Below are 12,388 nucleotides of genomic sequence, written 5' to 3' on the forward strand. Positions count from 1 at the left end.
CCCGATCAGCGCGGTCATCGTCACCGCCCTGGCGGCGGGCGTGTTCTCGGTGGCCTCCCACGCGGCCGCGGCCAGCTCCTCCTGGTGCCGCCGCACGACCTCGGTGCCGAGCGCGGCGGCGGCCCGGTGGCGCGGATCGAGGTTCAGCTCCCGCAGCCACTCCGGCTCGCCCGCGGGCAGGCCCGTCGCCGCCGCGTGGGCGGCCCCGTACAGCGGCGGGGTGAGCCATTCGCCGGTGTCCTGCAGGAGCAGCTCGATGACCTGCCGCCAGGACGCCCGGACCCCCTCGTCCCAGACGGTCGATTCCATCGCCGGTGAGGCGAGCGCGCCCTCGAAGCCGAGCACCGAGGTGCCCTCCCGGCCCGCGGGCTCGGTGGCGGGCAGGCCGCCGCCGGGCGCCGAGACGTCCACCGGCCGCTTGCCGACCTCGGGCGGCAGCGGGCGCGCGCGCAGCCTGCGGACCAGGGACTCGAAGTCGCCGTCCGGGCCGGTCGTGAACGACCAGTGGTGGTAGGCGGGCAGCACGACGACGTCCCCCGGGTCGGGCTTCGGGGACCCCGGTCCCCAGGCAGGCGCCAGCTCCCCGGCCTGCGGAGCCCGTCCGCCCGTGCCGGCCAGCCGCCCCGCCTCGAAGGCGGGGACCACCGCCGCGTGGTAGCGCGTGCCCGCGCGGAGACGGCGGGGGCAGACGAGCCGCGACAGCGTGCGCTCGGGGTGGTCGCGCAGGACGTCCTCGACGTCGTCGCCGTCCCCGGTGACCAGCACCTGGGCGTGCGCCCACGCCCACGACTCCCCCAGCGGCGGCAGCTCGCCGACCTCGCAGGTGAGGGTCGGCAGCGCCCCGGCAGGCGCGGCGAGCTCCGCGTCCGCCGCCGGGACGGCCACCAGGACCAGCCAGGGGCGGAGCCGCCCCTGGCCGTCGGCCTCGGCGGGGGTGAACGCCCAGGGCAGGTCGGGACGGTCGAACTCCACCGCGGCGAACAGGGTGTCCTCCGCGCCGTCGGTGCCGGGCGCCGGGAAGCTCCGGATGATCTGGCGGTCGTCCAGGCCGGTGACGTCGCCGGGGCCGTGGATCACCGCGGTGGTGGCGGCGGGGACCACCCGCCCGTCGTCGGCGGTGAACTCCACGCGCAGCGGGATCTCGCCGCGCACGCGCGGCAGGGGCCCGGTCCGCGGGTCGGTCCCGGTGACGGCGCGGGCCAGGCCGTCGCGGATCCAGGGCAGGAAGCGCAGTCCGGCCGCCATGTCAGGACACCTCCGAGTGGTCGATCCGGGCGGCGAGCGGCCGCGCGGCGAAGCGGGCGGAACCGGTGCTCCGCGTCCGGGCGTTCGCGGCGGGACCGTTCCCGGCGAGCGCGGCGAGCAGGGCGCCGTCGCGCGCCGCGGAGCGACCGGCGCCGTCGCGGAGGGCGGCGGCCTCGGGCAGGGGACGGCCCGCCGCGTCCGGGTCGTCGATGACGATCCGGTCGTAGGACTCGTCGCCGCCCGCCGCGGCGAACACGGTCAGCGCGGCGTCCGGGAGGGCCGTCCCGGGCCGGGCCACGAGCCTGCGGCCCGCCTCGCGGCGCTCGGACTGCGGCCGCTCGACCATCTCCGGCATCGTCAGGTCGAAGAACTGGCCCGGCGCGTAGTAGTCGTGGATCGGGTCGCCGAGGTCGCCGGGCTCCCCGCCGAGGGTGAACGAGGTGACGTCGAAGCGGCGGGCGCCCTGGACGCGGCTGGTGCCGATGCGGTCCAGGTCCACGCCGAGCGGCAGCAGGTTCTGCCGGACGCCGAGGACGGTGCCCGGGTGCATCGCGATCTGCCCCGCGGTCGTCTCGGGAGCGGTGAGCGCGGCCATCTCCCCGCCGGTGTCCGGGGTCGTGACGTCCCAGGTCGCCGGCTGCTTGAGCGTCTCCAGCAGGAGGAGGGCCGCGTCGACGAACGCCTCCCGCTCCTTCTCGGCCGGGTCGCCGAGCTCCTTGTCGAAGCGCTTGCTGATCTCCCAGCAGAAGAGGTGGACGCTGACCTCGCCGTGCGCCCGCCAGGGGCCGGGACCGCTGATCCCGATGAGGAGGGTGAGGGCGAGCAGGGTCCGGTCGCCCCACTTCACCGACACGGTCGCGCCGAGCTCGGCCGTCACCCAGAACGGCTTGAACTGGATGGCCGCGTCCAGCCAGGCGCGGCCGTCGACGCGCAGTTCCCAGAACTCGAAGTGCAGGTTGAGCGCCCCGCCGAACTGGACGCTGTTGCTCGTGACGGCGAGATACGCCTCGACGCGCAGCAGGTCGTTGCTCTTGTTGAAGTTGATCGAGAAGCGCTTCAGCTCCGGGAAGCCCACGGGCGGGGGAAAGGCCGGGTGGAAGCCGCCGATGGACACGGCGAAGTTCTTCTCGCCCTTCCACCGCAGCCGCAGCGCCATGTCGCCGCTGACCGGGCGGCCGAACAGCTTGGAGTCGACGAGGCTGCCGTCGAGGGACACCTCCCCCGCGTCGGGGTCGAGCGTGCCGACCACGTCGAGCTGGAACTTCCCCGCCTCCTGGAAGTTGATCAGCAGTCGGCCCAGCACGATCAGCCGGATCGGCTCCGGGAACTCGATCATGATGCCGAGGTCGGCGCGGACGACGCCGGCCAGCCACTCCAGCCGGGCCATGATCCCGACGAGGGTGCCCGTCGGGTCGGGCGGGAACATCCGCCCGAGCGTGGCGACGACCGCCGGGGCGTTGCCCACCGGATCCGCCGGGAACAGCACCGCGTCCAGGCTCCGCGAGCGGGTCGCGTTGCGCAGCTCCTCCAGGTTGGCGCGGCGGTTGAGGCCGAGGACGGCGCCGAGCCCGGTGAGGGTGATGCCGGCCGGCAGCACCAGGCCGGGGCGCCACTGGAACGACCCGGACACCAGCAGCGAGTAGCTCTCGCCCCCGTCCCGCCCGGTGAGCGGCCTCCCGTCCGCGGTCTTCGTGTTGAGGACGGCGACCGCCTGGAGGCGGAACCCGCTCGAACCGGGCGCGATGCTGCTCGCCATCCCGAACTGGAACGCGCCCGAGTACATCCCGCGCGGCTCGTCGATGGACAGGTAGCCGCCGCCGTCCACCACGCCGAGCAGCAGGTGGAGCCCGAGGCCGGACGGCGCCTTGAAGCGCGGCGCCAGGTTCGCGCGGCCGAGGTTGCCGCCGTCGGCGGGGAAGGTGAGGTCGGCGGCGACGCCGACGTCCTCGACCACCGCGGTGAGCCGGCCCAGCCGCACCGAGACGGTGGCGGTCGCCCACGCGGAGACCGCCTCGTCCACGAGGGACGCGTCGACGCCGATCCGGACGAGCTCCGGGCTCACCCCGAGCACGGTGCCGTGCACCGGGAACTCCGCGACCAGGCCGGCGGCCCCGGTGAGGTGCAGGCCGGCGCGGTGCGACCACGCCACCCCGAGCTCGAACGGGATCGACACCTTCTCGTGCGGCAGGACCCGCTTGACGAAGCCGTCGCCGTCGCCGCCCGCGAGCACGATCTCCGCCCGGCCGGCCCGCACGCCGACCTCGATGTCGTCGCGCCCGGCGCCGAGCGCGGCGCGCAGGGCGAGCACCAGCTCGCCGACCGCCAGGTGCACGCCGTCGGGCGCGCCCACCACCCAGGCCGGGCCGTCGGGCGCCGAGATCCGCGCCACCTCCGCCGCGACCCGCACCGCCGGGTCCGCGCCCGCCACCGTGACACCGCCCGGACCGAACGCGAACGCCTCGGCGGACACCTCCAGGTCGCCGCTGACGTTCCAGCCGCCGGCCCGGCCCGCCACGTGCGCCGCCAGCCGCGGGACGACGACCAGGGCCGGCCTTCCGTCGATGAGGCCGAGGCCGAAGTTCGCCCCGAGCTCCACCTCGTCCCCGCCGTCCGCGTCCGGGATCCGGGCGCGCACCGACAGCAGGTGCCCGGCGAGCCGCGCGCCGTCCGGCCCGAGGTCGGGGCCGACGCCGGGCCGGACGCCGCAGGCGGCGTCCAGGCCGAGACCGCGCAGCAGCTCCGCCGCCCTGGGGAGGATGCGGGCCGCGGCCCGGTCGACCGCCTCCGGCGTGTCCAGTCCGTCCGGCACGTACAGCGCCCGGAAGTACGCGCCGGGGTCGGACAGCAGGTCGACCAGCCGGTCCGGGTGGACCTCGGTCCGGCGCCGCGGCAGCCGGATCGGGTTGTCCCCGGGCGGCATCGGCGGGCCGGGCTCGGCCTGGTCCGCCGCCGGGGTCACGATCCCCAGCAGCACGGCGGCCGGCAGCGTCCAGCGGGCGCGGCGCGCGAGGTAGGCGGCCGGGAGATGGTTCAGCAGGTCCCCGAGCATGGCGTCGAACAGCGCGTCCGGCACCTCGCCGCCGACCTTGGGCGGCAGGGCCTTCAGCGGCCCGGCGGCCTCGCCGAGCTTCTGGAACGCCTTGATCAGCCCGCCGAGCGAGTCGCGCGGCAGTTCGGCGGCGGCCTCGGCCATGTCCTTGACCGCGCGGTCGATCCCGTCCGCCCACTCCTGGAAGGCCTGCGAGTCGTAGCCGATCAGCGGGCCCAGGTCCCAGCCCAGCGCGCGCAGCAGATGGTTGCGCCGCCACGGGTCGGCCGCCGACCGCGCCGGCTCCACGAAGAGGGCGAACTCGGTGAGGATCTGGGCGAGGACGCCGCGCTCGGGGTCCCCGGACACCGCCGTGGCGCTGTCCGCTGCCGGGTCCGTCTTGTCCGTCACGGCTGCCTCCTGGGCAGATCGTCGGTGTCCAGGCGCAGGGAGCGGCGCAGTCCGGACAGGTTCCGCTCGGCGGGAGGCAGTGCTTCGATCGGCAGGGTGTAGGGGGTTCCGGTGGGCCAGGAGGGCCAGTTCCGCACCGAATCGACCGGTGCCGCGAGCGCGGCGCGCGCCGCCGTCGCGCGTGCCAGCGCGGCGATCAGCGCGGTCTCGTGGTCGTCGGTCCAGTCGTGGGCCGGACCGGAGAAGTCCGGGCCGGTCGCCTTCGCGGCCTCCAGCACCTGGTGCAGGGGCGTCGCGGCCCGTCCCGCGAACCGGCTCTCGGGCGGCTCGGCCGCGCCCGGGTCGGCCGCCGACAGGACGAACCCGGGGTCGAGCAGGTGCGCGCAGCCGAGCATCCCCGCCGCCCGCTCGGAGGTGAACAGGTCCCCCACCCGCGCCGGGCGCGGGTTGCCGTCGGCGCCGCGCACGTACTGCACGGTCGAGGGCGCCGCCGGGCCGTCCCACGGCGCGGCGAGCAGGTCGTGCAGCCGCTGCCGCCCCGCCTTCCAGAAACCGCGGCGGACCGCGGCGTCCGTCCGGGTCGCGGTGACGAACCGGTGGATCCAGTGCCAGTCGCGGAACACGCCCAGCGTGAACGCGTGGGTCAGCGGCGCGCCCGGCCTGCCGTTCTCCCCGGTGAGCGTCGGGCGCGACCTCGGCACCCGCAGCCCCGTGTCGAGCAGCCCGGCGCCGTCGGCCCCCCAGCCGGGCAGCGGGACGAGCCCGCCGCCGCCCGTCAGCGCGTCGAAGGCGTCGCGGTCGGTGGCGCGCAGGAAGGCCAGGTAGGCCCACAGCTCCCCCGACCACTCCCGCTGCTGCCGCACGGTCGTGGTGGGCGGGAACGGTCCGTCGCCCGCCCAGCCGAACGGCCCGAGGCGCAGCAGCGCGGCGTCGTTGGCGGTGACGGCGTCGAACCAGGCCCCGGCCGTCGCCTCGGCGACGCCCCGCAGCACCTTGAACGTCGACAGCTGCTTCGCCACGTGCTCGTCGGACCGGCCGGCGACGAGCTGCGGCAGCGTCGGCCCGGACGGGCCGTCCGGCAGCCGCGGCAGCAGGTGCTCGGGCAGCAGCTCCGAACGTCCCGGCGCCACCGGCCCCGCCCCCTCCGGATAGGACGGGTCGACGGCGACCGCGCCGAGCGGCGTCAGCTCCGGATGGCCGGGCGGCGCCGGGCCCACGGCGGCGCCGGCGACGTCCCGCGCGAACAGGGTGGTGGACGCCGAGGCCTGCCCCGCCCCCCAGACGTTGGCGTCGACCAGCTCGACCAGGGTCGTCCCGGACGTCCGCCAGCCCTCGACCACCACCGGGCAGCGCCACCGGTTCCGCTTCCACCTCGCGATCGCGAGCTGGGTGGGCAGGTCGGCGACCCCGCTCGCCGGGCCGACGTACCGGTCGGCGTCCGGCACGTCCACCGGCTCCAGGCGGTCGGAGTAGCGGACGGCGGCGACGCCCGTGTCGCGGGCCGCGCGGGCGCGCCGCGCGTAGGTCTGGAACTCCCGCACCATGCGGACGGTGCCGGTGTCGTAGGTCCCGTAGCGGGGCGGCGGGGCCCCGAAGCCGAGTTCGGCCAGGTCCTTCTGCAGCCGCTCCACGGCCGTCCCGGCGGAGACGGAGGCGGGGCGGCGCAGCCCGTCGTAGACGGCCTCGCCGCCGCCGCGCGCGTCGTGGTCGTACTCCCGCAGCACGAAGCCGTAGGGGATGTCCTCGGTGAGGGACGGACCGAACTCCATGCCGACCTCGAACGTCGTCAGCGGGCCCGGCTCTGGCCGGTCGCCGAGATGCCACCAGAGGATCTGCGTGGCCTTCTTGGCCTCCCCGTCCCCCCACGAGAAGCGCAGCTCCCCGAGGTTGCAGTAGCCGACGATCTCCTTGCCGCTGCCCCAGTCGCCGAGGTAGCCGTCGAAGTCGCGGGACGCCGCCAGGTACTCGGCCAGCGCCTCCGGCCCGGTCCTGCCGATCGGGTCGCCCACCGGGAGCGGCGTCCCGGCGGGCCGCCGCGGATCGTCCTCCACGTGCCGGACGAACCGGGAGGCCAGCCGCCATTCGGGCTTGACGGTCAGCATCCGTCCCGGGGTCAGCTCCCCCACCGACGGCTTGCCCTGCACCGACCAGCCGACCGGGTCGCCGCCCGTCAGCGGCACCTCGACGCCCACCTGCCGGCGCGCCCCGCCGCGGTCCTCGGCGGCCCAGCCGACGTAGTGCAGGTGCGGGACGTCGTCGCCGACCTCGAACCCCGTCCAGTTGAGCAGCGTGGTCTTGAAGTCCTGGTTGCGCAGCGCGCTCGCCACGAACGTGGCCAGCACCGCCTCGGTCCGGTTCTCCCCCTCGAACGGCTTGCTCCGGTCGGGGCCGCAGGCGTACGGGAGGACCGCCGAGAACCGCGTCCGCTCCGCGAAGCCGTAGTGGACGTCCCCTCCGAGCAGGACGAGGCGGCGCCGCCGCACCCCGTCCTCGCCGGGCGGCGCCGCGGCGCAGAGCCGGCCGATCGTCTTGTGCATCGACGCGTCGTCGTGGAACCAGGCGTCCTCCGCGTCGGCCTCGTACCGGCCGCCGACGGCCTTGGCGAGCGGCTGCACGATCTGCTCGACGACCGGCACCCCGAGGAACGCGGTCGGCTGCGCCACGATCGTCACCGCGTCGTCGCCGAGCGGCGGCTCCGCGGCCAGCATCGCCTCCATCGGGCCGTCGTCGTACAGCAGCACGCCCCGCTGGCCGAAGTACCGGCGCCAGGTCCGGGTGTCCAGGACCACGAGCTGGTACCGCGGCCACGTGATCGTGTAGTGGTACGCCAGCATGTCCGCCGCGGGCGGCTTCACCTGGACGCCGTACTTCAGCTCCAGGGGCAGCCCGAGGGCGGTGCGCAGCGCCGCGTCGTCGGCGGCGCCGGGCGCGGCCAGCCACCGCTCCAGCGCCCCGAGCACCGCGCGGCCCGGCCGCCCGTCCGCGAACCGGTCGGGCGTGTTGCCCCACCCCTGGAACACCGAGTAGGCGGCCAGCGCGTTGCGCACCATCCGCCGGCCGAGCCCGTCGGCGATGACGGCCCTGGTGATCCAGTCGGTGCCGATGTTCCAGTCGTCGGAGACGTCGTGGTCATCGAAGATCATGTACGTCGGGGTGTGGGCCAGCGCCCGGCGGACCAGGCCGAGCCCCTCGCGGAACTCCTCCAGCCGCGGCGCGGCCTCCCGCCACCGGACGAACCGTTCGGCGATCGCCTTCTGGTGCTTGAACGGCCGGTACGGCAGCCCCCGCACGATCAGGCTGTGGACGTCCTCGCCGGGCCTGCGCCGCGCCGGGTCCTTCAGGACCGCGGTGTCCTCGGGGAAGACGTCCTCGAACCGCGGGACGGTCTCGTCCCAGAGCACGTCCGACCAGACCAGCAGGTACATCCCGGCGTACTCGCGGAACGACATCAGGTGGCTGTCGCAGTGGCCGGAGGTGAAGTGCGCCTGCCCGTGCACCACGTCGGCGCGCAGCCCGGGACGCAGCGCCGTGTCGGCCGGGCCGCCGTCCGCCGGCAGGGTCTCGGCGGCCATCCCCAGCCGCGCGGTGACCTGCTGGATCATCACCAGCAGCGGGTCCGCCACGTCGTCGGCGTAGATCTGGTCCCCGGTCATGATCATCTGTTGGGGCCGCAGGCGCGGGTCCCCGACGTTCACGCGCACGACGTGGTCGAGCGACGGCAGCAGGTCGTACCCCTCGCCGTGGGGCTTGCGGCACGACCCGTGGAAGACGCGCAGGTCGTTCGGATCGTCCGGCGGCGTCGGGAAGGTCGGGTAACCGGGACCGTCCGGGTAGGTGAGCGCCCGCGCCGCCTCGGCCGGGTCGGCGTGCACGACGCCCGCGGCGAACAGGCTCCCCCGGTCGCCGCCGAAGTCGAGGTCGTAGCCGTACAGCCGCCCCCCGGCCAGGGTGCCCTGCACCGTCACCGCCACGACGTGAAGGGACTCTCCTAACCGGACCGTCGGCGCCGCGGCCGACATCTCCGGCGCGCCCCTCGGGTACTCCGGCCCGTCCCCGACCGGGAACACCTTGAGCGTCGCCTGGCAGCGTTCCCGCACGCCGACGACGACGGTGACGCTCGTCCGGTCGACCCGCCGGACCATCGGCCCGAACAGCACGAACGGCGTCGTGGAAGCGGTTCTGCCCAACTGTGGCCCCCTCACATGCGCAGGGGAGCCTCGCCACGAGAAAGACCGGGTTCCCACACCCGCCCGCTCGGCCGCCGCCGATCACAACGGACTCCCCCTGAAGTCCGCCCGCCCGGCAGAACGCCTCAAGGGCGCCGTCCGGAACGAACGCCCCAACCCTGCCGCCGGCACCCACCCCCGAACATCCCTGACCTCAGGTATCTCCACGGCGGCATTGCCGGGCGGCGGTTACCGCGAGTCGCGTACGCGTTGCACTAGGTCTTCGGCGGCTGTTCGCCAGTGGGGGTGGTCGAAGGTGAAGCCTGATTCGAGGAGGCGGCCGGGGACTACGCGGCGGCTTTTCAGGAGGAGTTCGGTGTCCGTGCGCAGGGCGAGCGCTCCTAGTTCGGCCATCCATCTCGTTGCGGGCAGGCCTACCGGGACGCCCCACGCGGTGCGCAGTGTCCGCATCAGGGAGCGCTGCGGCAGGGGGCCGGGGGCGGCGAGGTTCACCGGGCCGGCGATGTCGTCCCTGGCGATCAGGAACTCCACCGCGCGGACGAAATCCCGGTCGTGGATCCAGGACACGTACTGCGCGCCGCCCGCGACCGGGCCGCCGAGGCCGAGCCTGGCCAGCCAGAGCAGGTAGTCGAAGACCCCGCCGCGATCGGGGCTCATCACCATGGCGGTACGCAGGGCGACCTTGCGGGTGGACGGCGTCTCGGCCTGCCGCTGCGCCCGCTCCCACTCCTTGGCGATCCTCACGCTGTAGGCCCAGTAGCCGGGGACGCCGGGCTCGGTGCCGCCGATCACCCCGGTCGCCTCGTCGTTGGGCGCGTCGAAGCGGTGGGCGTAGACGGTGGCGGTGCTCATCTGGAGCCAGACCGAGGGAGGCTTCGCGGCCCCCGCGATCGCCGCGCCGACCACCCGGGTGGAGCGCACCCGCGAATCCATCATCGCCTGAAGGGTTGCCGGCGTGTAACGGCAGCTCACGCTGCGCCCCGCGAGGTTGATCACGACGTCGCTACCGTCGATCGCCTCGGTCCAGGGGCCGAGCGTCTCGCCGTCCCAGCCGACCTCGTGGGCGTGCTCCGGGCGCCTGGTCAGGACCACGACGTCATGGCCGGCGGCGGACAGCGCACGGTTCAGGACCGCGCCCACCTGCCCGGTCCCTCCGGGCATCACGATTCTCATCTGCTCTCCCCCGCCTCGCGACACGAGCCCCACTCATTTGAACACGTTCAATACTCGGCCGCAAGAAGATCCGGGGGCCGATGGCGGGCGGAGGGCCGGGCCGGGATGATGTCGGGATGATCCGCTCCCGGCTCGGTGCCGCTCTCGTGCTCCTGGTGTCCGCGGCGGGGGCCGGCTGCTCCAGTGCCTCGCCGGACCTTCCGTCGCGCGAGGGCCCGCCCGCGGCCTGGTCGCTGTCCGTGCCGACCGGCGAGAACACCACGGCGGTCGTCGGGCGGGTCGCGGTGATCGCCAACGACCGGGCGGTGCTCGGCGTCGACCCCGGGTCCGGCCGGGAGCTGTGGCGGGTGCCCTCCGGCGAGGACGACGAGGTCGACGTGGCAGGCGACCTGATCGTCCAGCGGCGGAAGAGCTCCACGGACGACCTGGTCCGGTTCAGCGTCATCGACCCGGCGAGCGGCGGAACGCTCTGGCAGGACGGCCCGGTCACGAAGGCGCGGGTCACGCGGGACGCCGTCCTCACCACCGCCTGCCGCGAGGGGGCCGACTGCGAGATCACCCGGAGGGATCTGCGCACCGGGAAGGTCCGCTGGAGGCTCGGGACCGACGACGTCCGGTTGGCCGACACGGCGGTCGGGGTGCGGCGGCCGCTCGTCCCGGACACCGATCAGGTCTTCGCCTCCCGCCGCGGCGACGACCGGCCCCTGCCCCCGCCGGGAGGGAAGAGCGCCGACGGGAGCGGCTGGTACTCGGTGGTGGTCGGACGGACGCTGATCAGCACGGACCACGACCCGCCGTCCGGCGACGAGGACTGCACGGTCACCGTCTCGGCGACCGGCGCGGCGACCGCTCACCGCGCATGGACGAGGAAGGTCTACGCGGGTCGCGACGCGGGCGGCGAGTGCGGGAAGCGGCTCGCGCCGTCCAGCACCGGCCTCGACCTGATCGGCGAGGGGCGCCGGATCGCCGCGTCCACCGACACCGGCAGGCCGCAGGTCTTCGATCTCGCCTCGGGACGGACGGTCTGGCGCGGCGAGGCCCCGGGCGTCCCGATCGACGGCGACGGGCGCGCGCTCCTGGTCCGCGAGCACGCGGACGCCGGCGCCCTCTCGCTGCTGGACTTCGCCACCGGCCGCGTCCTGTGGAAGGCCCCCGATCCCGGCCTGCCGGGGACGTCCGCCAGCTGGGAGACCGCCGTCACGCAGCGGCGCGTCGCCGTCAGCGGAGCCGAGGGCGACCACCCGTTCGTCCTCGTCTACGACGCGGCCACGGGCCGTCGCCTCGGCCGCTTCCCCGGCTGGCTGCAAGGGCTCGGGGACGACTGGGCGGCGATAGGCCACGGCGCCAAGGTGAACACGCTCACCTACGACTTCATCCGCGTCTGACTACCTGCCGGCGGCGTCCCCCGGGTCGGCGCGCAGGGCGCCCAGCAGGGTCCGCACGAGGGCCTCGCCGGCCTCGACCTGGTCGAAGCGCTGCGCGGAGACCTCTTCCATCGCGGCGTGCAGCAGCGCGTAGACGGTGCTGACGAGCCATTCCACGGGCAGGTCGGTGCGGAAGTCCCCGGCGTCCCTCCCCTGGACGATCAGCTCGCGGACGTGCGCCATCGGCGGGTCGTGCAGTCGCCGGACCTCCTCGGCCGGGAGCGTCCGGCGCGCGGCGTTGTACAGGCGGCCGAAACGGCCGATGAGCGGCCAGGTCGTGCGGATGAGGTGGGCGAAGGCGTCGGCGGGCGACCCGGTGCTCCGCGCGCCCTCGATGGTCTCCGTGCTCTGGTCGATCGCCCGCCGGAGGACGGCCCGGATGACGTCCTCCCTGGACGGGTAGTGCGCGTAGAGGGTGACCCTGCCGACGCCGGCGGCGCGGGCGATGTCGGTCATGCTCGCGTCCGGCTCGCGGGCGAACAGGTCCGTCGCGGCCGTGATGATGGCGGCGCTGTTGCGTTCGGCGTCCGCGCGGCGACGTCCGCCGGCCTCCGGTTCCGCCTTCGCTCGGCCGCCCGTCCTGCCTCCCATGGCCGACACCCTACGTCAAGTCGAACGCCGCTGTTCACTTTAGGCTCTGCGCCGGTATACGTTAACCCGAACACTGCTGTTCGGTTTATCGGCGACGCCCCGGTGTCCGCCGGGCTGGGAGGCCCCTCATGGCTCACGGTTCGTCCACCCGCGACCACACCGCGGCGCCACCGGATCCGCGCCGCTGGACGGCGCTCGCGCTGATCAGCGTCGCGCAGTTCATGCTGATCCTGGACGTCACGGTGGTGAACGTGGCGCTCCCCGACATCGGCGCCGACCTGGAACTCACCCGCACCGGCCTGACGTGGGCGGTCACGGCCTACACGCTG

General features: G+C 74.9%; 6 protein-coding genes and 1 pseudogene. 2 read left to right on the forward strand and 5 right to left on the reverse strand.

What is annotated here, in order from left to right; translation table 11 throughout:
* From AB0C69_RS26170 to AB0C69_RS26185, 4 genes are all read right to left on the reverse strand, one after another.
* Positions 1-1,245, reverse strand: a 1,245-nt coding sequence (locus tag AB0C69_RS26170; RefSeq protein ID WP_360357806.1) for a hypothetical protein, incomplete at its 3' end; no start/stop codon positions are given.
* Position 1,246: 1 nt separating this feature from the next.
* Positions 1,247-4,684, reverse strand: coding sequence for a DUF6603 domain-containing protein (locus tag AB0C69_RS26175; protein ID WP_360357807.1), 3,438 nt, complete (start codon positions 4,682-4,684; stop codon positions 1,247-1,249).
* Complete coding sequence (locus AB0C69_RS26180) at positions 4,681-8,871, reverse strand: peptidoglycan-binding protein (protein ID WP_360357809.1); 4,191 nt, start codon at positions 8,869-8,871, stop codon at positions 4,681-4,683. The genes AB0C69_RS26175 and AB0C69_RS26180 overlap by 4 nt, the downstream gene beginning before the upstream one ends.
* Before the next feature lie 228 nt (positions 8,872-9,099).
* Positions 9,100-10,044: a TIGR01777 family oxidoreductase gene (locus AB0C69_RS26185; RefSeq protein ID WP_360357810.1), complete on the reverse strand. Its 945-nt coding sequence runs from the start codon at positions 10,042-10,044 to the stop codon at positions 9,100-9,102.
* Positions 10,045-10,160: 116 nt separating this feature from the next.
* Here AB0C69_RS26185 and AB0C69_RS26190 point away from each other — a divergent pair, with 116 nt between their 5' ends.
* Positions 10,161-11,429, forward strand: coding sequence for a PQQ-binding-like beta-propeller repeat protein (locus tag AB0C69_RS26190; RefSeq protein ID WP_360357812.1), 1,269 nt, complete (start codon positions 10,161-10,163; stop codon positions 11,427-11,429).
* Here AB0C69_RS26190 and AB0C69_RS26195 read toward each other — a convergent pair whose 3' ends face one another.
* Positions 11,430-12,059 (reverse strand): TetR/AcrR family transcriptional regulator, encoded by a 630-nt coding sequence (locus tag AB0C69_RS26195; protein WP_360357813.1) that lies wholly within the window; start codon positions 12,057-12,059, stop codon positions 11,430-11,432.
* 128 nt (positions 12,060-12,187) lie between these two features.
* Here AB0C69_RS26195 and AB0C69_RS26200 point away from each other — a divergent pair.
* A pseudogene (locus tag AB0C69_RS26200) lies at positions 12,188-12,388 on the forward strand (MFS transporter); the annotation flags it as partial.

Origin of the sequence: Actinomadura sp. NPDC048032 (assembly GCF_040653175.1) — a bacterium.
Classification (GTDB): Bacteria; Actinomycetota; Actinomycetes; order Streptosporangiales; family Streptosporangiaceae; genus Spirillospora; species Spirillospora verrucosospora.

Excerpts from the sequence above, each read along its gene's own strand:
- AB0C69_RS26195 (WP_360357813.1), bottom strand. The coding sequence starts at position 12,059 with ATGGGAGGCAGGACGGGCGGCCGAGCGAAGGCGGAACCGGAGGCCGGC.
- AB0C69_RS26185 (WP_360357810.1), bottom strand. The coding sequence starts at position 10,044 with ATGAGAATCGTGATGCCCGGAGGGACCGGGCAGGTGGGCGCGGTCCTG.
- AB0C69_RS26190 (WP_360357812.1), top strand. The coding sequence starts at position 10,161 with ATGATCCGCTCCCGGCTCGGTGCCGCTCTCGTGCTCCTGGTGTCCGCG.